Genomic DNA, 24,474 nt, shown 5'->3' with positions numbered 1-24,474 from the left:
GGCGCAGACCCCGCGGAGCAAGCCTGAGAGGAACACACTGTGAGTCATTTATTGGATCAACTGCGGTTTTTCAACCGCAAGCAAGGCGAGTTTTCCGATGGTCACGGCGAGACCCGCAAGGAATCCCGGGACTGGGAGAACGTCTATCGTTCGCGCTGGCAGTACGACAAGATCGTGCGGTCCACCCACGGGGTGAACTGCACCGGTTCGTGCTCGTGGAAAATCTACGTCAAGAACGGCTTGATCACCTGGGAAACCCAGCAGACCGACTATCCGCGTACCCGCAACGATCTGCCCAACCACGAACCACGCGGCTGCCCTCGCGGCGCGAGCTACAGCTGGTACATCTACAGCGCCAACCGGCTCAAGTACCCGAAAATTCGCAAGCCATTGCTCAAGCTGTGGCGCGAAGCCCGGCAGACCCTGCCGCCGGTGGAAGCCTGGGCCAGCATCGTCGAGGACAAGGCCAAGGCCGACTCCTATAAAAGCAAGCGCGGCATGGGCGGCTTCATCCGTTCCAACTGGGAAGAAGTCAACGAGATCATCGCCGCCGCCAACGTCTATACCGTCAAGGAACACGGCCCGGACCGGGTGGTGGGCTTCTCGCCGATCCCGGCCATGTCGATGGTCAGCTATGCCGCCGGCTCGCGTTACCTGTCGCTGATCGGTGGCGTGTGCCTGAGCTTCTACGACTGGTATTGCGACTTGCCGCCAGCTTCGCCGATGGTCTGGGGCGAGCAGACCGACGTGCCGGAATCGGCCGACTGGTACAACTCCAACTACATCATTGCCTGGGGCTCCAACGTCCCGCAGACCCGTACCCCTGACGCCCACTTCTTCACCGAGGTGCGCTACAAGGGCACCAAGACCGTGGCGATCACCCCGGACTATTCGGAAGTCGCCAAGCTCACCGACCTGTGGCTCAACCCCAAGCAGGGCACCGACGCCGCGTTGGCCCAGGCCTTCAACCATGTGATCTTCAAAGAATTCCACCTGGACAAGCCGAGCGCCTATTTCACCGAATACGCCAAGCGCTACACCGACCTGCCGGTACTGGTGATGCTCAAGCCGATGCTCGGCGCTGCGCCGGGTGCGGGTTACCAGCCGGACCGTTTCCTGCGGGCCAGCGACCTGACCGACAACCTCGGCCAGGACAACAACCCGGAATGGAAAACCATCGCCATGGATGCCGCCGGCGAACTGGTTTCGCCCCAAGGCTCCATCGGCTATCGCTGGGGTGAGAAGGGCAAGTGGAACATCCTGCCCCGTGAAGGCGGCGAGGGGCGTGAGATCGACCTCAAGCTGAGCCTGATCGGCGGCGACGTCGCCGAGGTGGCGTTCCCGTACTTCGCCGGCGAAGCCCAGGAGTACTTCCAGCATGTGGCCGGTGACGCGGTGCAGTTCCGTCGGGTGCCGGTGCACAGCGTGGTGCTGGCCGATGGCAGCGTGGCGAAAGTCGCCACCGTATTCGACCTGTCGGCGGCCAACCTGGCGATCGACCGTGGCCTGGGCGGCGCCAACGTTGCCAAGGACTATGACGACGCTTCGGTGCCCGGCACCCCGGCCTGGCAGGAGCAGATCACTGGCGTAAGCCGCGAGAAGGCGATCCAGATCGCCCGCGAGTTTGCCGACAACGCCGACAAGACCCGTGGACGCTCGATGATCATCGTCGGTGCGGCGATGAACCACTGGTACCACATGGACATGAACTACCGCGGGCTGATCAACATGCTCATGCTCTGCGGTTGCGTCGGCCAGACCGGCGGCGGCTGGGCCCACTATGTCGGCCAGGAAAAACTCCGTCCGCAATGCGGCTGGCTGCCCCTGGCCTTTGGCCTGGACTGGAACCGTCCGCCACGGCAAATGAACGGCACCAGCTTCTTCTACGGGCACAGTTCGCAATGGCGCCACGAGAAGATGAGCATGCACGATGTGCTCTCGCCCCTGGCCGACAAATCGCAATTCCCCGAGCACGCCCTGGACTACAACATCCGCGCCGAACGGGCCGGCTGGTTGCCGAGTGCACCGCAGCTCAACACCAACCCGCTGCACATCTGCCGCGACGCCGCCGCCGCGGGCATGGAACCCAAGGACTACGTGGTCAAGTCGTTGCAGGACGGTTCCCTGCGTTTTGCCTGCGAGCAGCCGGACAGCCCGGTGAACTTCCCGCGCAACATGTTCATCTGGCGTTCCAACCTGCTGGGCTCCTCGGGCAAGGGCCACGAGTACATGCTCAAGTACCTGCTCGGTACGAAGAACGGCGTGATGAACGAAGACATCGGCCATGGCACCGAGTGCAAGCCCACCGAAGCCGAATGGGTCGACGAGGGCGCCATTGGCAAGCTCGATCTGGTGACCACCCTGGACTTCCGCATGTCCTCGACCTGCGTGTATTCCGACATCGTCTTGCCGACCGCCACCTGGTACGAAAAAGACGACATGAACACCTCGGACATGCACCCGTTCATTCACCCACTGTCGGCCGCCATCGATCCGGCTTGGGAATCGCGTTCGGACTGGGAAATCTACAAGGGCATCGCCAAGGCGTTTTCCGCCATGTCGGTCGGCCACCTGGGTGTCGAGAAAGACCTGGTCACCGTACCGCTGATGCACGACAGCGTCGGCGAGTTGGCCCAACCGTTTGGCGGCACCGACTGGAAAAGTGCCGGCGTTGCACCGGTCCCGGGCAAGAACGCGCCGAACCTGCAAGTGGTGGAACGCGACTACCCGAACATCTACAAGCAGTTCACCTCCCTGGGCCCGATGCTGGAAAAACTCGGCAACGGCGGCAAGGGCATCAACTGGAACACTGATACTGAAGTTAAATTCCTCGGCGAACTGAACCACAAGGAAGTCGAGGCGGGTATCAGCCAAGGGCGGCCAAAAATCGATAGCGCCATCGATGCTGCCGAAGTGATCCTGTCCCTGGCGCCGGAAACCAACGGCCATGTCGCGGTGAAAGCCTGGGCAGCGCTGTCGGAATTCACCGGCATCGACCACAGCCACCTGGCGGTGTCCAAGGAGCACGAGGCGATTCGCTTCCGTGACATCCAGGCCCAGCCACGCAAGATCATTTCCAGCCCGACCTGGTCTGGCCTGGAAGACGATCATGTGAGCTACAACGCCGGCTACACCAACGTCCATGAGTCGATCCCATGGCGCACCATCACCGGTCGCCAGCAGTTCTACCAGGATCACCCGTGGATGCAGGCGTTCGGCGAGCAGCTGATGAGCTATCGGCCACCGGTCAACACCCGCACCATTGCCGGCGTGAAGGGCAAGCGCAGCAATGGCGAGACCGAGATCGTCCTGAACTGGATCACCCCGCACCAGAAGTGGGGCATCCACAGCACCTACAGCGACAACCTGCTGATGCTGACCTTGAGCCGTGGCGGACCGATTGTCTGGCTCTCGGAAATCGACGCCAAGCGCGCCGGTATCGAGGACAACGACTGGATCGAATGCTTCAACGTCAATGGCGCGCTGACCGCCCGTGCGGTGGTCAGCCAACGGGTCAAGGAAGGCATGGTGATGATGTATCACGCCCAGGAACGGATCGTGAACGTGCCGGGTTCGGAAACCACCAAGACCCGTGGCGGCCACCACAACTCGGTGACCCGCGTGGTGCTCAAGCCCACCCACATGATTGGCGGCTACGCCCAACAGGCCTACGGCTTCAACTATTACGGCACGGTCGGTTGCAACCGCGACGAATTCGTCGTGGTGCGCAAGATGGTCAAGGTCGATTGGCTCGATGGTTCCAGTGGCGATGATTTGCCGCGTCCACTGCCGACTGATATCGAGGAGAACTGAGATGAAGATTCGCTCACAAATCGGCATGGTCCTGAACCTGGACAAATGCATCGGCTGCCATACCTGCTCGATCACTTGCAAGAACGTCTGGACCAGCCGCGAAGGCATGGAATACGCCTGGTTCAACAACGTCGAATCCAAGCCGGGCATCGGCTATCCCAAGGAGTGGGAAAACCAGGATAAGTGGAAGGGCGGCTGGATCCGCAACGCCGACGGTTCGATCAACCCGCGCATTGGCGGCAAGTTCCGCGTGCTGGCGAACATCTTCGCCAACCCGGACCTGCCGAGCTTGGACGATTACTACGAACCGTTCGACTTCGACTACCAGCACCTGCACACCGCACCGCTGGGCGAGCACCAGCCCACCGCGCGCCCACGCTCGGTGGTGTCCGGCAAGCGCATGGAGAAAATCGAATGGGGCCCGAACTGGGAGGAAATCCTCGGCACTGAATTCGCCAAGCGGCGCAAGGACAAGAACTTCGACAAGATCCAGGCGGACATCTACGGCGAGTACGAAAACACCTTCATGATGTACCTGCCGCGCCTGTGCGAGCACTGCCTGAACCCGACGTGCGCGGCGTCGTGCCCGAGCGGTGCGATCTACAAGCGCGAGGAGGATGGCATCGTCCTGATCGACCAGGAGAAATGCCGTGGCTGGCGCATGTGCATCAGCGGCTGCCCGTACAAGAAGATCTACTTCAACTGGAAGAGCGGCAAGTCGGAAAAATGCATCTTCTGCTACCCGCGAATCGAAGCCGGCATGCCGACCGTCTGCGCTGAAACCTGCGTTGGCCGCATCCGTTACCTCGGCGTGCTGCTGTATGACGCCGATCGCATCAGCGAAGTGGCAAGCACCGCCAATGAGCAGGACCTGTACGAGAAACAACTGGAGATCTTCCTCGACCCGAACGACCCGGCGGTGATTCGCCAGGCCCTGGCCGATGGCGTGCCGCAGTCGGTGATCGATTCGGCGCAACGCTCGCCAGTCTACAAAATGGCCGTGGACTGGAAACTCGCACTGCCGCTGCACCCGGAATACCGCACCTTGCCAATGGTCTGGTACGTGCCGCCACTGTCGCCGATCCAGAACGCTGCCACGGCTGGCACCGTGGGCATGAACGGGGTGATCCCGGACGTCGACAGCCTGCGTATCCCGCTGCGCTACCTGGCGAACATGCTCACCGCCGGCGATGAAAAACCGGTCAAGCTTGCGCTCAAACGCTTGTTGGCGATGCGTGCCTACAAACGTTCCGAGCAGGTTGACGGCGTGCAGGACCTGCAAGTGCTGGCCGATGTCGGCTTGAGCGTGAACCAGGTGGAAGAGATGTACCGCTACCTGGCCATCGCCAACTACGAAGACCGCTTCGTCGTGCCAAGCGCCCACCGCGAAGACGCCATGAGCGACGCGTTCGCCGAGCGCTCCGGTTGCGGCTTCAGCTTTGGCAGCGGTTGCAGTGGCAGCTCCGACACCAACATGTTCGGTGGCAAGAAGGCCAACCGCCGCGACGTGATCAAAACCGTGCAGTTGTGGGAGGAATGAGCATGCGCATTCTCAAGGTGATTTCGTTGCTGCTCGACTACCCGACCGAGACCCTGGTGGCCGGTCGGGATGAGCTGGAACAAGCGATTCTCCAAACGCGGGAAATTAGTCCGAACCAGCGCGCCGGGTTGTTCGAGTTGCTGGAGGTGATCTGCGGCAAGGACCTGATGGATGGCCAGGAGCACTACGGTGCGCTGTTCGGCCGCGGTCGTTCGCTGTCGCTGCTGCTGTTCGAACATGTCCATGGCGAATCCCGCGACCGTGGCCAGGCCATGGTCGACATGATGGCCCAGTACGAAGAGGCCGGTTTCGCCATCGGCGTCAAGGAACTGCCCGACTACATCCCGTTGTACCTGGAGTTTCTTTCCACCCGCGAAGACATCGAGGCCCGCGAGGGCCTGGCCGATGTAGCGCACCTGCTGGCTTTGCTCGCGGCGCGCCTGGACGAGCGTGAAAGCGCCTACGCCAGTTGCTTCCGGGCCTTGCTGCAAATCGCCGGGGCCGAGCCCCAGGTGGCCGTGGCCGAGTTGCGTGAGCAAGTGAAGGCCGAGCCACGGGATGACTCCCTCGAAGCCCTGGACAAGATCTGGGAAGAAGAGGCGGTGGACTTCATGAAGGCCGAACAGCAGGACCGTTGCAGTTCACTGCCCAGCGCGCCGGGCAAGGCGCGAGACGAAAGTGCGGTGCCGCTGCACTGGGTGGATTTTCAGCATGAAGGGCTGGCCGCAGCGCCAGCCGGGGAGGTGGGCAATGTCTAAATGGGATCTGTTGTTGTTCGGGGTCTACCCCTATGTCGCCTTGGCGATTTGCCTGCTCGGCAGTTGGGCACGCTTTGATCTGTCCCAGTACACCTGGAAGGCCGGTTCCAGCCAGATGCTGAACAAGCGCGGCATGCGCGTGGCCAGCAACCTGTTTCACATCGGCGTGCTGTTCGTGTTGGCCGGCCACTTCGTCGGCCTGCTGACACCCTCGGCGATCTACCACCACGTGCTGAGCACCGAGAACAAGCAGTTGCTGGCGATGGTCTCCGGCGGGTTCTTCGGCGTACTGGGCCTGATCGGCCTGGTGATGCTGCTCAACCGTCGCCTGACCGACCCACGGGTTCGCGCCACCTCCAATGCCTCGGACATCCTCGTGCTGGTGGTGCTGCTGGTGCAACTGGTACTTGGGCTGATGACCATCGTGGCGTCGACCGCCCATATGGACGGCTCGGTGATGGTGATGCTGGCCGACTGGGCCCAGAACACCGTGCTGTTGCGTCCGGTTGAAGCCGCTACCTCGATAGCGCCGGTGGGCCTGGTCTACAAGCTCCACGTGGTGCTGGGCCTGACCCTGTTCGTGTTGTTCCCGTTCACTCGTCTGGTCCATATCGTCAGTGCGCCGGTCTGGTACCTCGGGCGTCGTTATCAAATCGTTCGGCAGAAGTTTTGAGGAGAAGATCATGGCGAGTGGATGCGGATGTGGCGGTAGTGGTGGCGGCAGCGGCGGCTGTGGTTCTTCGGCAAAAGCTGCACCGGTGATCGCGCCGGTGGCCGATGCCGAACCGGCGGGGGCGGTGCAGTTCGAGCCGGCCCAGGCCGGGCCGGTGGCGGAAGATGAAGCGCCGCAGTTGATTGCCAGCAGTGAACAGGAGTGGCCGATCATCAGCGTCAACGGGGTGTCGATCACCCCGCAGGCGATGGCCCAGGAGCTGCAATATCACCCGGCTGACAGCCGTGAGGATGCGGTCTACCAGGCCGCTCGGGCGCTGGTGATTCGCGAATTGCTCCAGCAGCGTATCGCCGAGCTTGGCCTGGCGTTGCAGGTCGGTGCCGGGGAAAACGAAGAGGAGGCGGCGACGCGGTTGTTGCTCGAACGCGAGGTGCTGGTGCCACAGTGCGACGAGGCAACCTGCCTGCGTTACTACGAAAACAACCGGGCGCGCTTTCACAGTGCGCCGTTGCTGGCGGTGCGGCACATCCTGCTCGAATGTGCGCCGGACGATGCCGAGGCGCGCAGCCTGGCCCATGTCCAGGCCGAGCTGCTGCTGGAGCGGCTGGACCAGTTCCCGGGCAGCTTTGCCGAGTTGGCGCTGACGCATTCGGCGTGTCCTTCCAAGGAGCAGGGCGGCTCGCTGGGGCAGATCAGCAAGGGCCAGACCGTGCCTGAACTGGAGCGCCAGTTGTTCACCCTGCCGGCGGGCCTGGCCGGTAAACCGCTGGAAAGTCGCTATGGCTGGCACGTGATCAGCATCGACCAGCGAATCGATGGCCAGCCATTGCCGTATGAGGCAGTGGCGACGGCGATTCGTACCCAGTTGCAGCAGGGCGTGTGGCAAAAAGCGCTGGTGCAGTACCTGCAAACCCTGATCGGTGCGGCGGACATTCGCGGCATTCACCTTCAGGGTGCCGACTCGCCGCTGGTGCAGTGAGCACGGGCTCAATCGGGAGAACCTCATGAACGCGGTGTTGCAGGACGGATTTGGGCGCCAGATCGATTATTTGCGGATGTCGGTGACCGATCGTTGTGATTTTCGTTGTGTGTATTGCATGGCGAAAAACATGACTTTCCTGCCGCGTCAGCAAGTCTTGACCTTGGAGGAGTTGCAGCGCCTGGCGCGGCTGTTCGTCGGCCTGGGGGTGAAGAAAATCCGCCTGACCGGTGGCGAGCCGCTGATCCGTCCGGGCATCGTCGGGCTGTGTCGCGAGATCGCGGCATTGCCTGGCCTGCGGGAACTGGTGATGACCAGCAACGGCTCGCAGCTGGGGCGGTTGGCCCAGCCGCTGGTCGAGGCTGGGGTCAAACGCATGAACATCAGCCTCGACAGCCTCGACAGCGAGCGCTTCCGGGCGATCACCCGCAACGGCAACCTGGACCAGGTGCTGGCCGGCATCGAAGCGGCGAAGGTCGCCGGGTTCGAGCGGATCAAGCTCAACTGCGTGGTCATGAAGGGACGCAACTTCGATGAAGTTCCGGCGCTGGTGCAGTACGCCATCGACCAACGCATCGACATCAGCTTTATCGAGGAGATGCCGTTGGGGGAGGTCGGGCGTTCCCGGGGCGAGTCGTTCTGTTCCAGCGATGAGGTGCGGGCCGAGATCGCTCGCCATCATCGCCTGCTCGACAGCACCGAGAGCAGCGGCGGGCCGGCGCGCTATGTGCGCCTGGAGCGTCATCCGGATACTCGGATCGGTTTCATTTCACCCAACACCCACAACTTCTGCGCCAGTTGCAACCGCGTGCGCATGACCGTCGAAGGGCGCTTGCTGTTGTGCCTGGGACAAGAGGACTCCCTCGACCTGCGCGGCTTGCTGCGGCGTTATCCGCTGGAAGACCAACCGGTGATCCAGGCGGTGCACCAGGCGCTGCGTGGCAAGCCACTGCGCCATGACTTCAACCCGGGTGGGGAAGTGCAGATTGTGCGGTTCATGAACATGAGTGGGGGCTGAGCAGTACACAGGTCCCACAAGGGATTTGTGGTGGATACAAATCTTACAGTCACGCCGTAACCCATGTGGGAGCAAGGCTTGCCCGCGATGCAGGCGACACGGTTTAACTGCAAGACCGTGTCATCGTTCATCGCGAGCAAGCTTTGCTCCCACAGGGGATCAGGGGGCTGCCAAATGACCTTTCAGCCTGACGAATAGTCGCTCCCGATTCTTGATGTCGATCAATTGCAACCCTGCCTTTTGTCCGTACTCTCCACTGCATATTGTGTTTGAAGATCTCAAAAAGCCTATATGTAGTGTCTGGAGCCAAAATGCAGAGCACGTTGATCTCAGTAGGGTGTAACCGCTTGCACAAGCGCGATGGCAGTGTGGTCGCCTTTGATGCGGACAAGATCCGCCAGGCGCTGATCGCCGCCGGCAAGGCCACCGGCGAATACGCCGAAGCCGAGGCCGAGGCGTTGCTGGAGGCAGTGTTGGCGCGGTTGGAAGGGCAGACGCGGTTGAACGTCGAGCAGATCCAGGACCGCGTCGAACGGGTACTGATGGACGCCGGTTTCTTTCTCTCCATGCGCGCCTACATCGTCTATCGCGAGCAACACGGACGCCTGCGTCGGGATCGCCGTACGCTGGTGGAAGTCGCCACGTCGATGAACGAATACCTGGACCGCGAAGACTGGCGCGTGCAGGCCAATGCCAACCAGGGGTATTCCCTCGGCGGGCTGATCCTCAACGTTTCGGGCAAGGTCACCGCCAACTACTGGCTCGATGAGGTCTACAGCCAGGCCATCGGCGAGGCGCACCGCGAGGCTGACCTGCATATCCACGACCTGGACATGCTCGCTGGCTACTGTGCCGGCTGGTCCTTGCGCACCCTGTTGCACGAAGGCCTCAATGGCGTGCCAGGGCGGGTCGAGGCCGGGCCGCCCAAGCATCTGAGCAGTGCCCTGGGACAGATGGTGAATTTCCTCGGCACCCTGCAGAACGAATGGGCCGGCGCCCAGGCGTTCAGCTCGTTCGACACTTACCTGGCGCCCTATGTGCGCAAGGACCAGCTCAGCTACGACGAGGTCCGCCAGTCGTTGCAGGAGTTCATCTACAACCTCAACGTGCCGTCGCGCTGGGGCACGCAAACCCCGTTTACCAACCTGACGTTCGACTGGGTCTGCCCACAGGACTTGCGCGAACAGATCCCGATCGTTGGCGGCGAAGAGATGCCGTTCGCCTACGGTGACCTGCAAGCGGAAATGGAACTGATCAACCGCGCCTACATCGAGGTGATGCAGGCCGGCGATGCGAAAGGCCGGGTGTTCACCTTCCCGATCCCGACCTACAACATCACCCACGACTTTCCGTGGGACAGCGAGAACGCCGACCGGCTGTTCGAAATGACCGCCCGTTACGGCCTGCCGTATTTCCAGAACTTCCTCAACTCGGACATGCAACCCAATCAGGTGCGGTCGATGTGCTGCCGCTTGCAGCTGGACGTGCGCGAGTTGCTCAAGCGCGGCGGCGGCTTGTTCGGCTCGGCGGAGCAGACCGGTTCCCTGGGCGTGGTGACCATCAACTGCGCCCGCCTGGGCTACCTGTACAAGGGCGACACCAGCGCGTTGCTGCAACGCATCGATACGCTGATGGAACTGGCGATGGAGAGCCTGGAGGTCAAGCGCAAGGTCATCCAGCATCACATGGATGCCGGTTTGTACCCTTACACCAAGCGCTACCTGGGTACCTTGCGCAATCACTTCTCCACCATCGGCGTGAATGGCCTGCACGAAATGCTGCGCAATTTCACCGATGACCAGCAAGGCCTGCACACCGAGCAAGGCCGGGAATTCGCCCTGAAACTGTTGGATCACGTGCGGGCCACGCTGCTGCGGTTCCAGGAAGAAACCGGCCACCTCTACAACCTCGAAGCCACGCCCGCCGAGGGCACCACGTACCGCTTCGCCAAGGAAGACCTCAAGCGCTATCCGGATATCTTGCAGGCCGGCAGCCCGGTCGCCCCGTACTACACCAACTCGTCGCAACTGCCGGTGGGCTTCACCGAAGATCCGTTCGAAGCCCTGGAGCTGCAAGACGAACTGCAATGCAAATACACCGGCGGCACCGTGTTGCACCTGTACATGGCCGAGCAGATTTCCTCCACACAGGCTTGCAAGCAACTGGTGCGCAAGGCCCTGGGACGTTTCCGCCTGCCGTACCTGACCATCACGCCGACCTTTTCCATCTGCCCGGTGCACGGCTACCTGGCCGGCGAACACGAGTTTTGCCCCAAATGCGACGAGGCCTTGCTGCTGCAACAGCAGTTGGCAGGCAGCGTTCACTGATCCGATCCATCGACCGCAAGGAGCTTCACCCATGAATGCATCGCAAAGCCTTCCCCAAGCACAACGTCAACGTTGCGAAGTCTGGACCCGCGTGATGGGTTATCACCGCCCGGTGGCGGCCTTCAACCCAGGCAAGCAGTCCGAGCATCGCGAGCGGGTGCACTTCACCGAACGCGCGGCCGGGCGTCCATGAGTCGAGTGCTACGGGTCGGGGGCATGGTGCCCCTGACCACCCTCGATTATCCGGGCCAACTGGCGTGTGTGCTGTTTTGCCAGGGCTGTGCCTGGCGTTGTCGTTATTGCCACAACCCGCAACTGATCCCGCCGCGCGGCAGCGAGGAGGTGGATTGGTGCCGGGTATTGGCGTTCCTGCAACGTCGTCAGGATTTGCTCGACGCCGTGGTCTTCAGCGGCGGCGAACCGACCTTGCAGGACGGCCTGGCGCCAGCCATGGAGCAAGTGCGGCAGATGGGCTTTCGCATCGGCCTGCACAGCGCCGGCATCAAGCCGGCGGCCTTCGCCAAAGTGGTCGGGCTTGCCGACTGGGTGGGTTTCGACGTCAAGGCCTTGCCCGAGGATGCCCTGGACGTGACCCGGGTCGAGGGCAGCGGCGCCGCCAACTGGCGCAGCCTCGACCACCTGTTGGCCAGCGGCGTGGATTATGAATGTCGCACGACGGTGCACTGGCATCTGTTCGACCCCGAGCGGTTGCTGACCCTGGCCCGACGCTTGAGCGAACGCGGCGTCACGCGGTTCGCCGTGCAACTGGTGCGCACTGCGCGGATGCTCGATCCCCACCTTTCCAGCGTCTCGGCACACGCTTTGCAGCCCGAACTATGGGCCGCCATGCGCGAGCTGTTTCCCTCGTTCGTCTTACGCAGTTGAGCGAGCGCCGAGATGAACGACCGACAGCGGCCCGAGATGACCGGACCACACTTTTTTAAGGTTTTCAAATGCGCTGCCAACCGGCAGGTAGTTGAACAGGGAGCATTTGATATGACCAGACTCACCACCGCCCAACGCATCGTGATCGGCTTTGCCATCGCGCCACTGGCCTTGATCGCCTTGACGTTCTACGCCTTGAACGACCTGGCGATGCTGCGCGACCAGGCCGAGCAGATCGTTCGGCAGGATTGGCCGAAGATCGACCCGATCATGGTGATCGCCACGGGTGTGCGCGACAACGCCAGGAACACCCGAGACTTGCTGATCGACAAGAACAACGTGCAAGTCCAGCAATCCATCGACGCCACCCGACAACGGATTACCCAGGCCTTCGCCACGCTGGAGCCGCTGTTCGATCAGCCTGAAGGCAAGGCCGCGTATGCCGAGTTGAAAAAGCGTCGCGAGGCCTATGTGGCGGCGTTCGTCCAGGTGCAGGCGTTGATCCGCCAGGGCGCGACGGACGAGGCGATGACGCAGCTCAAGCAGGGCGTGATTCCGGCGGAGCTTGAGGTGTACAAAAGCCTCGAAGGAATGATGGCGATGCAGGGCAAGGTCTTTGTCGAACGTGAGCACTTGGCCCAGGCACGTTACAACGATGCGCGGCGCAACATGCTGGCGTTGGTGCTGGCTTGCCTGGCCCTGGTGACGACCGTGGCGGTCCTGGTGACCCGCAGCGTGACCCGTCCCCTGGGTGGTGAACCCAATGACGCGGCGCGGGTGCTTAACCTCATCGCCCAGGGCGACCTGACGATCCGCGTGCCCGTGGGTGTCGGCGCCAATGACAGCGTGATGAGCAACATGCACGACATGCAGCAGAGCCTCAACAGCATGGTCCGGCACATTGCGGCCTCGGTGGATCGGGTGGCCAGTTCCTCCGAAGAACTGAGCGCGGTGAGCAGCCAGACCAGCAGCACCTTGCAGTTGCAAGGGCATGAAATCGAACAGGCTGCCGCGGCCGTGAACCAGATGACCGCCGCGGTGGATGAAGTGGCGCGCAATGCGGTGAGCACCAGCGAAGCCTCGCGAGTGTCCGAGCAAACGGCCCAGCGCGGTCGTGAACAGGTCCAGGAAACGGTGGCTTCCATTACCGCGCTGGCCGAAGGTGTGACGGACAGTTCCGGGCGAATCCAGCAATTGGCCGGGCGGGTACAGGACATCAGCTCGGTGCTGGATGTGATCCGCAGCATTGCTGAGCAGACTAATCTCCTGGCACTGAACGCCGCCATCGAAGCCGCCCGCGCCGGTGATGCCGGGCGTGGTTTTGCAGTGGTGGCCGATGAAGTCCGGGCGTTGGCTCATCGGACCCAGGATTCGACTCGGGAAATCGAGGGCATGATCGGTAATATCCGCCTGGACAGCGGGCATGCGGTGAGCTCCATGCAGAACAACAGCGAACTGGTGCAAGCCACGCTGCTAGTGGCCCAGCGCTCCGGCGATGCCCTGGATGAAATCGCCCATTCGATCTCGCACATCAACGAGCGCAACCTGATGATCGCCAGCGCCACGGAACAGCAGGCACTGGTGGCGCGAGAGGTGGATCGTAACCTGGTGGGCATTCGCAACCTCTCCGAACAGGTCATGCTGGGCGCGCGGCATACCGATACGGCGGGCCAGGACCTGGCGCAGATGGCCGGGTCACTGCATGAGACGGTGGCGCGGTTCAAGGTCTAGGCCGATCAATGTCAGAGCCTCAGCCCCAAAACCCCTTGTGGGAGCGAGCTGGCTCGCGATAGCGGTGGGTCAGCTTGTGGTGATGTTGGCTGTGCCGATGTCATCGCGAGCAGGCTCGCTCCCACAGGATTTTGTGTCGACACCAGATGTCGTGAACACTCGAAACCTTGTGGGAGCGAGCTTGCTCGCGATAGCGGTAGGTCAGTTGGTGGTGATGTTGGCAGTGCCGACGTCATCGCGAGCAAGCTCGCTCCCACAGGATTTTGTGTCGACATCAGATGTCGTGAACACTCGAAACCTTGTGGGAGCGAGCCTGCTCGCGATTGCGGAGGGGCAGTTGGTGGTGATGTTGGCTGTGCTGGCGTCATCGCGAGCAAGCTCGCTCCCACAGGGGAAACGCGGTCCTACCAAGAGCCAGGTCGGCTGTCAGGCCGCCTCGCGGTGGACGTTGATCTCGGCGCCCCGTTAACCACGATGGCCGAACGCAGGCATTGCGCAGTGGGCAACCCGGCATGGATGCCGGGTTAGCCGCGCTGGGCCATGGATGGCCCTTCGCGGCGGCCCACGGAGCAATGCCGGAGTGAGGGCACACCGAGCCTAGGCGAGGTGCCGAGTGGTGGGGCAAAGCGTTTTTGCTTACTTTTGGCGCTCTTCCAAAAGTGAGCCGCCGTAAGGGCGGAACCCTAAGCCGCCGTTACCCAAATAACGGATATACACACCAAGTCAGGAGTTCCCAGCGACCGGCTCAGGAGCACCCAACCGCGGCCCGACCGAACGACGAATCACACTGAGAACTGCCAAAGTCGCGACCACCAACCCAGGCGAAGTCGCCAGCAATACGGCTGTGGTCCCACCCCCAGCTGCCAGGATCTGTCCGGCAGCCAGAGGCCCGGCCACCGACCCCAGGCGTCCGATGGCCACCGCTGCACCCACTCCCGTCGCACGTACGGCGGTAGGGTAGGAGGGCGGCGCCAAGGCATAGAGGACCAATTGCGCAGCCATGACAAACAACCCAGCGGCGAACCCGGCAATGGCCATCGGCACGATACCGACCGACAACCCGACCCCGGCCAGGGCGCTCAGCAGCCCGGCATAGACGAACAGCACCACCTTGATGCCATTGCAACGGTCCAGCAACAGGCCTCCGAGCAACGAGCCAAGCGCTCCGCCGATGTTGAACAGCATCTGCACCAGGCCGGCCTGGGGTTTGCTGAAGCCCTGTTCCAGCAGCAACGACGGCAGCCAGTTGAGCAACATGTACATCACCGTCAGGGTGAAGAAATAACTCAGCCACAACGCCAAAGTGGTACCGCCGCGACCTTCACCGAACAGCGCCTGAGCGGTTGAGCCGCGCGATGAACCGCCATCCTGCGCCTGGCGAAAGGCGCTGGATTCGGGGAGCCACAGGAGCATCAGCGGGACCACCAGCAAGGGCGCCAACCCACCGATGAAAAACGTCATCTGCCAGTGCTCGCCAAACAACATGGCGACCACTGCCGCCAACGCACCACCCAACGGCACGCCGGCATACATCACGCTGATGGCCGTGCCCCGGCGCTGCTCGCCCACGGCTTCGGCGCACAGGGCAATGAGGTTGGGCAGGGCGGCGCCCAAGCCCAGGCCGGTCATGAAACGTACGAGCAAGAGGCTGGAGAAGTGTTCGACATAAGCGGTGCTGAGGGAAAACACGCCGAACAGCAAGACAGCGGTGACGAGGATTTTCTTGCGACCGATGCGATCAGCGATCCAGCCGCCGAAGAACGCACCTGGCAACAGCCCGATGATCCCGGCGCTGAATACCCAACCCATCATTTTCGGGTCGAGGGCAAATGTCTGTCGCAGCCCTGCGGCTGCGGTACCGGCTGACTGCAGGTCGAAACCCTCGATCAACGCGACGATGAAACACAAGGCGATGGTCAGCGTCGCACGACGCGCCGGCTGGTTCATGGCAAATCCTCTTATTGTTTTTGTGAGGGAACACCGGTTCGGAGGATAACCGGCAGCTGAATTTAAGATTAACAAAGCTAACTAAAAAATGAAGGGTGCCAAGGAGGAGTCGTAAGCTGGCCAGATCATTATAAAAATCAGCGGCTTGGTACGGATTTTCAAGCCGGGCGGTAAATTAGTTAATGATATTAATGTTCGATTATCGGTCAGTGTTGATTGACGAAGCACCTGTGCGGTTTCCATTCTTGTTTCCCACGGCCCCCATCACCAAGGCTGGGCCGAACAAAACAACAACAATAAGTGGATATCGAACATGCCCAACCTTGCCCGGGCCGCCCTGACGGCGCGCCCTGTTTCATCGCTCGTTCATCTGCTGGCCTGTCTCGGGCTGAGCCTGGGGGCTCCCGCCTTGCGGGCGGAGGGCTTCATCGACGACAGCCACGGCACCCTGACCCTGCGCAATTACTACATGGACCGCGACTACAAGGACGACGGCGCCAAGACCGCGGCCAGGGAGTGGGCTCAAGGCGTGTTCATGAACGTCGAGTCGGGGTTTACCCCAGGCACGGTCGGGTTCGGCCTCGACGTGAGGGGATTGCTGGGCATCAAGCTCGACTCGTCGCCTGACCGAAGCGGCACCGAACTGTTGCCGGTGTCGAGCAGCGACAAGCGCGCGGCGGATGAGTATTCGCGCCTGGGCGTGACCGGCAAGCTGCGTTTCGCGCAAACCACGGTGAAGACCGGCGATGTGTCGATCTTCCTGCCGTTTGCCTTTGCCAGCCCATCGCGGCTGCTGCCGCAGACCTTTCGCGGGACGACCCTCAGTTCCAAGGACATCGACGGCTTGACGTTGAACACCGGTTATATCGATCGCATCGCCCGGCGCGACTCCACCGACTACCAACCGATGAGCATCGCCTCGCCCAACCGTCGTTTCAACGGTGCGGCGACTTCTTCCCATATGGCGTATGTGGGCGGCGACTACCAGGTCAACAAAGACCTGAGCCTGCGGGCTTATCACGCCGAAGTGGCGGATTTGTATCAACAGAACACCCTGGCGTTGTTGCACAACCTGCCCTTGGGCGAGGGCGTCCTGACCACCGACCTGCGCAGTTTTTTCAGCGACGAAGACGGCGCGGCCAAGGCTGGCAAAGTGGATAACCGCAATGTCTCGGCGCTGGTCGGCTATCGCCTGGGTGGCCATCGCGTGAGCCTGGGCTACATGCATGCCAGTGGCGATACGGCCACGCCTTATGTGTCCGGCACCGAGCTGATGGGCTTGAGCGAAATGACCATGAGCTCGGATTTCCTCAATGCCAAGGAACGCACCTGGCAAGCGATCCATGACTACGACTTTGCCGCCGTGGGCGTGCCGGGCCTGCGGAGTCGGCTGCGTTATGTGCGTGGCGATCACATCGAACTGGCGGCCCTCAATGCCGAGGATCGCAAGGAGCGTGAGTTCCAGATGGAGCTGGGATACGTGATCCAGGGCGGCCCGCTGAAAAACGTCGGGCTGCTGGCGCGCAAATCGATCTATCGCAACAACTTCCCGGGGACGGCGGCGTTTCGCGACGAGAACCAGACCCGGTTCCTGGTGACGTACAGCGTGCCGATCTGGTGATGCCTTGACGAGTGATGCAGTGCTTTTGTGGCCAGAGATTGCTCCCGCTGGGCTCTGTAGGAGCTGGCGAAGCCTGCGATCTTTTGATCTTTTGATCTTTCGCTTGAGATTCAAGTGTCTGGGGAAAGATCGCAGCCTCGTTTCACTCGACAGCTCCTACACAGCTCCTACACAGCTCCTACGGACGCAACCCAGCGGGAGCAAGCTCCCTCGCCACAGGGGAGCGGTGTTCTTTTACTGGTAAACCTTCTTCAACAACCGCAGCAACTCCTCACGCTCAGCCCCTGAAAGGGTCGCCGTGGAGTCGAGGTCGCTCTGCGCGGCGATTTGCTTGAGCTCCTTGAGCAACGTTTCGCCAGTCTTGCTCAGGAAAATCCCATAGGAGCGTTTATCCGGCTTGCAGCGCACGCGCACGGCCAGGGCGCGGCTTTCCAACTTGTTCAGCAGCGGCACCACTTGCGGTGGCTCGATTGTCAGGGCCTTGGCCAGGTCGGCCTGCATCAGGCCGGGATTCTGGTCGATGATTGTCAGGGCCGAGAACTGGGCAGGGCGCAGATCGTGGACGGCGAGCCGGCCAATCAGGTTCTGGAACAGTTTCAACTGGGCGCGACGCAGGGCGTAACCGATCAGGTCGTCCAGCGCGGAGTCCAACGGCGCTTGCGCGTCGGTACCGGCAGCCAGGGGCTCGGCGGGTTCGGCAAGCTTGGAAGACTTGGCCATCGAAGTGAGCTTCCTCAAGGGGAGTGGTTAACAAGGCTATCCAGTTTGCCGGGGTTACGGCGCCCTGGCTATGGGCTCGCGCATATTCGAGATTTGTAACCTTCGATCCAGGCCCGGAAAAATACAGATAAATCGATTAATAGTTAATTGACATAACTATTTTTCCGGTTTAGTTTTTGATCATCTTCAGCCAAGAACAAGAGAGCACGCATCATGAGCAATTACGAAGGTCGCTGGAAAACGGTCAAGGTCGAAATCGAGGAGGGCATCGCCTGGGTCATCCTCAATCGCCCGGAAAAACGCAACGCCATGAGCCCGACCCTCAACCGCGAGATGATCGACGTGCTCGAGACGCTGGAGCAGGATCCGGCCGCTGGCGTATTGGTGCTGACCGGGGCCGGTGATGCCTGGACCGCTGGCATGGACCTCAAGGAATATTTCCGCGAAGTGGATGCCGGGCCGGAAATCCTCCAGGAAAAAATCCGTCGTGAAGCGTCGCAATGGCAATGGAAGCTGCTGCGCATGTACGCCAAGCCAACCATCGCCATGGTCAACGGCTGGTGCTTTGGTGGCGGTTTCAGCCCGCTGGTGGCGTGTGACCTGGCGATCTGCGCCGATGAAGCCACCTTCGGGCTCTCGGAAATCAACTGGGGCATCCCGCCGGGTAACCTGGTCAGCAAGGCCATGGCCGATACCGTGGGCCATCGCCAATCGCTGTACTACATCATGACCGGCAAGACCTTCGGCGGGCAGAAAGCCGCCGAGATGGGCCTGGTCAACGAAAGCGTACCCCTGGCGCAACTGCGTGAAGTGACTGTGGAGCTGGCGCGCAACCTGCTGGAAAAGAACCCGGTGGTGCTGCGGGCCGCCAAGCATGGTTTCAAGCGCTGCCGCGAACTGACCTGGGAGCAGAACGAGGATTACCTGTACGCCAAGCTCGACCAGTCGCGCCTGCTCGACACCGAAGGTGGCCGCGAGCAGGGCATGAAGCAGTTCCTGGACGACAAGAGCATCAAACCGGGCTTGCAAACCTACAAGCGCTGAATCGACCGGCGAATGGCGGGCCGCATCCCGCTGTTCGCTGCGTCGCCCTGGCGCTACTGTTACACCGCTGCGATGTATTCCCGATAAAGACAATAAAGAGGAATCACCATGCTGGACGTGCCCCTGTTGATTGGCGGCCAGTCGTGCCCGGCCCGTGACGGCCGGACCTTCGAACGCTGCAACCCGGTGACCGGTGAGGTGGTGTCTTGCGTGGCCGCCGCCACCCTGGAAGATGCCGACGCCGCCGTGGCTGCTGCCCAAGCGGCGTTTCCCGCCTGGGCCGCGTTGGCGCCTAACGAACGCCGGACGCGGCTGTTGCGTGCGGCCGAGCAGTTACAGGCCCGCAGCAGTGAATTCGTCGCTGCTGCCGGCGAGACCGGTGCCATGGCCAATTGGTACGGTTTCAACGTGCACCTGGCGGCGAACATGCTGCGCGAAGCCGCTTCCATGACCACCCAGATCAATGGCGAAATCATTCCTTCGGACGTGCCTGGCAGTTTCGCCATGGCCCTGCGTCAGCCTTGCGGCGTGGTGCTGGGCATCGCCCCCTGGAACGCTCCGGTGATTCTCGCCACCCGCGCCATCGCCATGCCCCTGGCTTGCGGTAACACCGTAGTGCTCAAGGCTTCTGAAATAAGCCCGGCGGTGCACCGGCTGATCGGCCAGGTGTTGCAGGACGCAGGGTTGGGTGACGGTGTGGTCAACGTGATCTGTAACGCCCCCGCGGATGCGCCGGCCATTGTCGAACGATTGATTGCCAACCCGGCGGTGCGCCGGGTCAATTTCACCGGTTCGACCCACGTCGGGCGCATCGTCGGCGAACTGTCGGCGCGCCACCTCAAGCCCGCGTTGCTGGAACTGGGTGGCAAGGCGCCGCTGCTGGTGCTGGACGACGCCGACCTGGACGCTGCGGTACAAGCAGCGGCCTTCGGCGCCTACTTCAACCAGGGCCAGATCTGCATGTCCACCGAGCGACTGATCGTCGATGCCCGTGTGGCGGATGAGTTCGTCGCCCGCTTGACCGCGAAGATCGCCACCCTGCGCGCCGGTGATCCGACGGCCGCTGATTCGGTGTTGGGCTCGTTGGTCGACGTCAGTGCCGGCCAACGCATCAAGGGGCTGATCGACGATGCCCTGGCCAAAGGTGCAACGCTGGTCACGGGTGGGCAGTTGGAAGGCAGCATCCTGCAGCCGACTTTGCTCGACGGCGTCACTGCGCAGATGCGCCTGTACCGCGAAGAGTCCTTCGGGCCGGTGGCCGTGTTGCTGCGCGGTGACGGCGATGAAGAGCTGCTGCGCCTGGCCAACGATTCCGAGTTCGGCCTGTCGGCTGCCATCTTCAGTCGCGACACGAGTCGTGCTCTAGCCTTGGCCCAGCGGGTCGAGTCGGGCATTTGCCACATCAACGGGCCGACCGTGCATGATGAGGCGCAAATGCCCTTCGGCGGGGTCAAGTCCAGCGGTTACGGCAGCTTTGGCGGCAAGGCGTCCATCGAGCATTTCACCCAGCTGCGTTGGGTGACCTTGCAGAACGGTCCCCGGCATTACCCGATCTGAAACCCGTCGCATCGCGGGCGATCGAGCCTTGAAGGCCATCGCCCGGATGCAGGCCAGAATAACAATGACAAGGCCGCAGCCTAGTGCTGCCACGCTCCGCTCGCATCGCGACCCGAGTGTGCCTTGGTGGAGGAAATGTACGTGAGTTCCGAGTCCAGATCGTCCTCCCGACCCGAGGCCGGGCGGTATCGCCAGGTGTCGATTGGTCATCCTGCCGTCGAAGTCCGGGAAGAGCGTGGCGTCTTGCACATGCGCTCCCTGGAGCCCCTGGCCCCGCTGCCGGCGCGATTGCTCGAGCGCCTGGTGCACTGGGCCAAGGTGCGCCCAGAGCAGACGTTTATCGCGGCCCGTGAAGCCGGCGGTGACTGGCGTCGCGTCAGTTATGCGCAAATGCTCGACAGTGTCCGGGCCATCGCCCAAAGCCTGCTCGGTTACGGTTTGTCGGCGGAGAAACCCTTGGCGCTGCTCTCGGGCAACGACATCGAGCACCTGCAAATGGCCTTCGGCGCGATGTACGCCGGTATTCCCTATTGCCCGGTTTCGCCGGCCTATTCATTGCTGTCCCAGGATTTCGCCAAGCTGCGCCATGTCTGCGATCTGTTGCAGCCGGGGCTGGTGTTTGTCAGTGAAGCCGCACCGTTCGAGCGGGCAATCACTGCCGTATTGCCGGCGGACGTGCCCTTGATCACGGTGCGTGGCGAGATGGCAGGCCGGCCCAGGACAAGCTTCGCCAGCCTGCTGGCCCAACCCGGCGGCGCCGAGGCCGAGCAGGCGTTCGCTGCCACCGGCCCGGACAGCATTGCCAAGTTCCTGTTTACCTCAGGCTCCACCAAGCTGCCCAAGGCGGTGATCACCACCCAGCGTATGCTTTGTGCCAATCAGCAGATGCTGCTGCAGACCTTTCCGGTGTTCGGCGAGGTGCCGCCGGTGCTGGTGGACTGGTTGCCGTGGAACCACACGTTCGGTGGCAGCCACAACGTTGGCATCGTGCTGTACAACGGCGGCACGTTCTACCTGGACGACGGCAAACCCACCGCCCAGGGCTTCGCCGAAACCCTGCGCAACCTCAAGGAAATTTCACCGACCGCCTACCTGACCGTGCCCAAGGGCTGGGAGGAACTGGTCAGCGCCCTGGAGCGGGACGGTGAGTTGCGCGAGCGTTTCTTCAAGCGCATCAGTCTGTTCTTCTTTGCGGCGGCGGGCTTGTCCCAAAGCACCTGGGACCGACTCGACAAGGTCGCCGAACAGCATTGCGGCGAACGTATCCGCATGATGGCGGGCCTGGGCATGACCGAGGCGGCGCCGTCCTGCACCTTTACCACCGGGCCGTTGTCCATGGCCGGCTACATCGGCCTTCCAGCGCCTGGCTGCGAGGTGCGCCTGGTGCCGGTGGACGGCAAGTTCGAAGGGCGTTTTCGCGGGCCGCACATCATGCCCGGCTACTGGCGCTCGCCGCAGCAAACTGCCGAGGTATTCGACGAGGACGGTTTCTACTGTTCGGGTGATGCGATCAAGCTGGCCGATGCCAGCAATCCGCAACTGGGGCTGATGTTCGATGGGCGGATCGCCGAGGATTTCAAATTGTCTTCCGGTGTCTTCGTCAGCGTCGGGCCGTTGCGCAACCGGGCGGTGCTGGAGGGCACGCCTTACGTGCTGGATCTGGTGATCACCGCACCGGATCGCGAGTGCCTGGGGGCGCTGGTGTTCCCACGGCTTGCTGAATGCCGGCGCCTGTCAGGCCTGGGCGCGGACGCCAGTGATGCCCAGGTCCTCGCCAGCTCGCCGGTACGTCAATGGTTCGCCGACTGGCTGCAACGCCTGAACCGCGAAGCCAGCGGCAACGCCAGTCGCGTGGAGTGGATCGCCTTGCTCGAAGAGCCAGCCTCCATCGACCGCGGTGAAATCACTGACAAGGGCTCGATCAACCAACGGGCGGTGTTGCAGTGGCGGGCGGGGAAGGTCGAGGCGCTGTATCGCGGGGAGGATGCGTCGATCCTGCGGGCGGGAGCAGTGGCTTAAAGCAAGACCTTGTGGATGTTCATAAATGGCAGGCTCATCCACAAACGCCTGTGGGAGCGAGCCTGCTCGCGATGGCGGTGGTTCAGCATCAGTGATGTTGCCTGACACACCGCTATCGCGAGCAGGCTCGCTCCCACAGTTTTAACCACTTACACAATCTCTTGGGGGCTGGAGGCTGTTCCTTAACGCCGTCCCAACAACAAGCCCACCACCAGCCCGAAACCGGCGGAAATCGCCACGGTCTGCCAGGGGTGGCCGCCAATATAGACCTCAGTGGCGTCGACCATGGGGCGGGTGCGCTCCCGTGCGCTGGCGACCGAATCAAGCGCTTGTTGCAGTTTCTGGGAGATCTGGCCGCGCAGGTCGTCAGCGTCTTCACCCACCAGCGAGGCACTGCTTTTGAGCAGCTTCTCCGATTCTTCGATCAACGCCTTCAGTTCGCTGAAGGCTTGATCCTTGATTTGCTCTCCATTCGCTTGCACGGTGCTTTTACGGGCCATTGAAGTGCTCCTTGTTGATGATGGCATTGATCAATGGAGTGCTGCGCTTGTGCAAAAGTTGCAACGTTTGGCCTTGTCGGCGCAGCCCATCACAAATCGTGGTTAAGACGTTTCCCTGCAAGGTGTAAGATGGCGCCTATTTACGCAACAGGTAATTCCCATGAGCTTCAATCTGGCTGACAAGCCCCTGGCCGAGCGCGCCGCGCTGGAAGACGAAAAATCCCGACTTTTTGAACTGTGGCAAAACAACCTGGGCAAAGCCAAGGGCGATGCTGCCCGCTTGTTCGGCGAGCGCTCCAAACGCAAGGGCAAGTGGGCCGAGTGGGTGCGTGCCGAACTGGACGGCATGTCGCCGCCGGAGTACGCCAACATGGTGCGCAGTGAAGTCAATCGACTGATGGCTGCCAACAAGTAAGCCTCAGGCGAATGTTGCCGTAATGGCCTCGCGAACCTTGATCACCGCTGGGTCCATTTGCGTGTGGGTTCGCCATCCCAGTTCGATGGGGTAGCGGGGCAAGGCCAGGGGGCAGGGCAGCAAGGCCAGGCCGCTGAGGTCGGCGATGGCCCGGGCGGCATGGGCCGGGATGGTCGCCACGGCCTGACTGCCCTTGAGCAGGAACGGCAATGCGGCAAAGTGGGTGGTCGAGGCACAGACTCGTCGACTCAGGCCAAGCCCGGCCAGCCCTTCGTCGGTGATGCCGATGAAACCACCTGAAGACACCAGCAGATGTTCACGGGCCACGAACGCCTCCAGGCTGAGGGATTGTTGGCCTTGCGCCAGGCTCGCCGGGTCCAGGAGGCAGGCGTAATCGCCTTCGCCCAACACCTGGCGGCTGAGCAACCGCTGGGCGAACCCGCCCGCCGTGATCGCCAGGTCAAGGTCGCGCTCCATCAGGGCCCGGCCGACGATCTGGCTGTGGGTCTGGCGGAAAATCAAGCGCAGGCCCGGCGCCCGGTGGGCCACTTCTTCAATCAAGCGTCGCCCATGGGCAATCTCGAAATCGTCCGACAGGCCGACGATGACCGAGCGGCCTTCGTAATGGCTGGCATCCGGGTCGACCATCGCCAGGCTCTGGCGGCATTTATCCAGTGCTTCGCTGATCACCGGCTTCAGCTGGTTGGCCCGCAGGGTCGGCGCCAGGCCCCGGCCGGTGCGCACGAATAATTGATCGTCATACAAACCGCGAAGCCTGCGCAGCGCTGCGCTGATGGCCGACTGGGTCACGCCCAGGCGCACGGCGGCGCGGCTGGCGCTGGATTCGTCATGCAGGGCTTCGAAGGTCTTGAGCAGATTGAGGTCGATGTCGGTGATATTCATAAGGATCATATCATTTAGCAGCAT

Annotated in this window: 19 protein-coding genes; 15 read left to right on the top strand and 4 right to left on the bottom strand. The window is 62.1% G+C overall.

Annotated features, from left to right (window positions below):
• Nucleotides 1-39 precede the first annotated feature (39 nt).
• From AB4Z20_RS13245 to AB4Z20_RS13200, 10 genes are all read left to right on the top strand, one after another.
• The gene (locus AB4Z20_RS13245) at nt 40-3,813 is read left to right on the top strand and encodes a nitrate reductase subunit alpha (protein WP_442090060.1); all 3,774 of its coding nucleotides are present in this window, start codon (nt 40-42) and stop codon (nt 3,811-3,813) included.
• A gap of 1 nt (nt 3,814) precedes the next feature.
• Nucleotides 3,815-5,353 carry a nitrate reductase subunit beta gene (gene narH, locus AB4Z20_RS13240; RefSeq protein WP_018613428.1) on the top strand — a complete coding sequence of 513 codons (1,539 nt, stop codon included), beginning with the start codon at nt 3,815-3,817 and terminating at the stop codon, nt 5,351-5,353.
• Nucleotides 5,354-5,355: 2 nt separating this feature from the next.
• Nucleotides 5,356-6,111 carry a nitrate reductase molybdenum cofactor assembly chaperone gene (narJ, locus tag AB4Z20_RS13235; RefSeq protein ID WP_214510208.1) on the top strand — a complete coding sequence of 252 codons (756 nt, stop codon included), beginning with the start codon at nt 5,356-5,358 and terminating at the stop codon, nt 6,109-6,111.
• Nucleotides 6,104-6,784, top strand: coding sequence for a respiratory nitrate reductase subunit gamma (gene narI / locus AB4Z20_RS13230; protein ID WP_063320860.1), 681 nt, complete (start codon nt 6,104-6,106; stop codon nt 6,782-6,784). Before narJ ends, narI begins: the two co-directional genes overlap by 8 nt.
• A gap of 10 nt (nt 6,785-6,794) precedes the next feature.
• Nucleotides 6,795-7,763: a peptidylprolyl isomerase gene (locus AB4Z20_RS13225; protein WP_442090059.1), complete on the top strand. Its 969-nt coding sequence runs from the start codon at nt 6,795-6,797 to the stop codon at nt 7,761-7,763.
• Nucleotides 7,764-7,788: 25 nt separating this feature from the next.
• A complete protein-coding gene (gene moaA / locus AB4Z20_RS13220; protein ID WP_442090058.1) occupies nt 7,789-8,781 on the top strand; it encodes a GTP 3',8-cyclase MoaA in 993 nt (330 codons plus the stop codon).
• 311 nt (nt 8,782-9,092) lie between these two features.
• Nucleotides 9,093-11,108, top strand: a complete 2,016-nt coding sequence (locus tag AB4Z20_RS13215) for a ribonucleoside triphosphate reductase (RefSeq protein ID WP_442090057.1) — start codon at nt 9,093-9,095, stop codon at nt 11,106-11,108.
• A gap of 31 nt (nt 11,109-11,139) precedes the next feature.
• A complete protein-coding gene (nrdD, locus tag AB4Z20_RS13210; RefSeq protein WP_003202433.1) occupies nt 11,140-11,301 on the top strand; it encodes an anaerobic ribonucleoside-triphosphate reductase in 162 nt (53 codons plus the stop codon).
• Nucleotides 11,298-11,993, top strand: coding sequence for an anaerobic ribonucleoside-triphosphate reductase activating protein (locus AB4Z20_RS13205; protein ID WP_250886109.1), 696 nt, complete (start codon nt 11,298-11,300; stop codon nt 11,991-11,993). Before nrdD ends, AB4Z20_RS13205 begins: the two co-directional genes overlap by 4 nt.
• A 111-nt stretch (nt 11,994-12,104) precedes the next feature.
• A complete protein-coding gene (locus tag AB4Z20_RS13200; RefSeq protein WP_320388727.1) occupies nt 12,105-13,724 on the top strand; it encodes a methyl-accepting chemotaxis protein in 1,620 nt (539 codons plus the stop codon).
• A gap of 723 nt (nt 13,725-14,447) precedes the next feature.
• Here AB4Z20_RS13200 and mhpT read toward each other — a convergent pair.
• Nucleotides 14,448-15,671 (bottom strand): 3-(3-hydroxy-phenyl)propionate transporter MhpT, encoded by a 1,224-nt coding sequence (gene mhpT, locus AB4Z20_RS13195; protein ID WP_253475328.1) that lies wholly within the window; start codon nt 15,669-15,671, stop codon nt 14,448-14,450.
• Nucleotides 15,672-15,984: 313 nt separating this feature from the next.
• Here mhpT and AB4Z20_RS13190 point away from each other — a divergent pair, with 313 nt between their 5' ends.
• Complete coding sequence (locus AB4Z20_RS13190; RefSeq protein ID WP_442090056.1) at nt 15,985-17,292, top strand: OprD family porin; 1,308 nt, start codon at nt 15,985-15,987, stop codon at nt 17,290-17,292.
• A gap of 234 nt (nt 17,293-17,526) precedes the next feature.
• Here the strand turns inward: AB4Z20_RS13190 and AB4Z20_RS13185 are convergent, their stop codons facing one another.
• A complete protein-coding gene (locus tag AB4Z20_RS13185; protein WP_077506472.1) occupies nt 17,527-18,012 on the bottom strand; it encodes a MarR family winged helix-turn-helix transcriptional regulator in 486 nt (161 codons plus the stop codon).
• 213 nt (nt 18,013-18,225) lie between these two features.
• Between AB4Z20_RS13185 and AB4Z20_RS13180 the strand changes: the two genes are divergently transcribed.
• From AB4Z20_RS13180 to AB4Z20_RS13170, 3 genes are all read left to right on the top strand, one after another.
• Nucleotides 18,226-19,056 (top strand): p-hydroxycinnamoyl CoA hydratase/lyase, encoded by an 831-nt coding sequence (locus tag AB4Z20_RS13180; RefSeq protein ID WP_018601605.1) that lies wholly within the window; start codon nt 18,226-18,228, stop codon nt 19,054-19,056.
• Nucleotides 19,057-19,164: 108 nt separating this feature from the next.
• The gene (locus AB4Z20_RS13175) at nt 19,165-20,613 is read left to right on the top strand and encodes an aldehyde dehydrogenase (RefSeq protein ID WP_442090055.1); all 1,449 of its coding nucleotides are present in this window, start codon (nt 19,165-19,167) and stop codon (nt 20,611-20,613) included.
• 141 nt (nt 20,614-20,754) lie between these two features.
• A complete protein-coding gene (locus tag AB4Z20_RS13170; RefSeq protein ID WP_442090054.1) occupies nt 20,755-22,632 on the top strand; it encodes a feruloyl-CoA synthase in 1,878 nt (625 codons plus the stop codon).
• Between the two features lie 182 nt (nt 22,633-22,814).
• Here the strand turns inward: AB4Z20_RS13170 and AB4Z20_RS13165 are convergent, their stop codons facing one another.
• Nucleotides 22,815-23,132, bottom strand: coding sequence for a DUF883 family protein (locus AB4Z20_RS13165; RefSeq protein ID WP_253475316.1), 318 nt, complete (start codon nt 23,130-23,132; stop codon nt 22,815-22,817).
• Nucleotides 23,133-23,292: 160 nt separating this feature from the next.
• Here AB4Z20_RS13165 and AB4Z20_RS13160 point away from each other — a divergent pair, with 160 nt between their 5' ends.
• Nucleotides 23,293-23,547 carry a hypothetical protein gene (locus tag AB4Z20_RS13160; protein WP_003181187.1) on the top strand — a complete coding sequence of 85 codons (255 nt, stop codon included), beginning with the start codon at nt 23,293-23,295 and terminating at the stop codon, nt 23,545-23,547.
• 3 nt (nt 23,548-23,550) lie between these two features.
• On the opposite strand, the gene AB4Z20_RS13155 is transcribed toward AB4Z20_RS13160, so the two are convergent.
• Nucleotides 23,551-24,459, bottom strand: coding sequence for a LysR substrate-binding domain-containing protein (locus tag AB4Z20_RS13155; RefSeq protein WP_442090064.1), 909 nt, complete (start codon nt 24,457-24,459; stop codon nt 23,551-23,553).
• Nucleotides 24,460-24,474 lie beyond the last annotated feature (15 nt).

Source organism: Pseudomonas sp. KB_12, assembly GCF_052114545.1.
In the GTDB taxonomy this organism is placed as follows: domain Bacteria; phylum Pseudomonadota; class Gammaproteobacteria; order Pseudomonadales; family Pseudomonadaceae; genus Aquipseudomonas; species Aquipseudomonas brassicacearum.
Note: the sequence above shows the minus strand (reverse complement) of the source record. Positions and strands in the feature narration are given on the sequence as shown.

What these genes read in the sequence shown, in the direction of transcription:
- AB4Z20_RS13175 (WP_442090055.1), top strand. Translation starts at nt 19,165, where the DNA reads ATGCTGGACGTGCCCCTGTTGATTGGCGGCCAGTCGTGCCCGGCCCGT.
- AB4Z20_RS13165 (WP_253475316.1), bottom strand. Translation starts at nt 23,132, where the DNA reads ATGGCCCGTAAAAGCACCGTGCAAGCGAATGGAGAGCAAATCAAGGAT.
- narI (WP_063320860.1), top strand. Translation starts at nt 6,104, where the DNA reads ATGTCTAAATGGGATCTGTTGTTGTTCGGGGTCTACCCCTATGTCGCC.
- narH (WP_018613428.1), top strand. Translation starts at nt 3,815, where the DNA reads ATGAAGATTCGCTCACAAATCGGCATGGTCCTGAACCTGGACAAATGC.
- AB4Z20_RS13185 (WP_077506472.1), bottom strand. Translation starts at nt 18,012, where the DNA reads ATGGCCAAGTCTTCCAAGCTTGCCGAACCCGCCGAGCCCCTGGCTGCC.
- AB4Z20_RS13205 (WP_250886109.1), top strand. Translation starts at nt 11,298, where the DNA reads ATGAGTCGAGTGCTACGGGTCGGGGGCATGGTGCCCCTGACCACCCTC.
- AB4Z20_RS13200 (WP_320388727.1), top strand. Translation starts at nt 12,105, where the DNA reads ATGACCAGACTCACCACCGCCCAACGCATCGTGATCGGCTTTGCCATC.
- AB4Z20_RS13180 (WP_018601605.1), top strand. Translation starts at nt 18,226, where the DNA reads ATGAGCAATTACGAAGGTCGCTGGAAAACGGTCAAGGTCGAAATCGAG.
- AB4Z20_RS13155 (WP_442090064.1), bottom strand. Translation starts at nt 24,459, where the DNA reads ATGATCCTTATGAATATCACCGACATCGACCTCAATCTGCTCAAGACC.
- moaA (WP_442090058.1), top strand. Translation starts at nt 7,789, where the DNA reads ATGAACGCGGTGTTGCAGGACGGATTTGGGCGCCAGATCGATTATTTG.
- narJ (WP_214510208.1), top strand. Translation starts at nt 5,356, where the DNA reads ATGCGCATTCTCAAGGTGATTTCGTTGCTGCTCGACTACCCGACCGAG.
- AB4Z20_RS13190 (WP_442090056.1), top strand. Translation starts at nt 15,985, where the DNA reads ATGCCCAACCTTGCCCGGGCCGCCCTGACGGCGCGCCCTGTTTCATCG.
- AB4Z20_RS13160 (WP_003181187.1), top strand. Translation starts at nt 23,293, where the DNA reads ATGAGCTTCAATCTGGCTGACAAGCCCCTGGCCGAGCGCGCCGCGCTG.
- mhpT (WP_253475328.1), bottom strand. Translation starts at nt 15,671, where the DNA reads ATGAACCAGCCGGCGCGTCGTGCGACGCTGACCATCGCCTTGTGTTTC.
- nrdD (WP_003202433.1), top strand. Translation starts at nt 11,140, where the DNA reads ATGAATGCATCGCAAAGCCTTCCCCAAGCACAACGTCAACGTTGCGAA.
- AB4Z20_RS13225 (WP_442090059.1), top strand. Translation starts at nt 6,795, where the DNA reads ATGGCGAGTGGATGCGGATGTGGCGGTAGTGGTGGCGGCAGCGGCGGC.
- AB4Z20_RS13215 (WP_442090057.1), top strand. Translation starts at nt 9,093, where the DNA reads ATGCAGAGCACGTTGATCTCAGTAGGGTGTAACCGCTTGCACAAGCGC.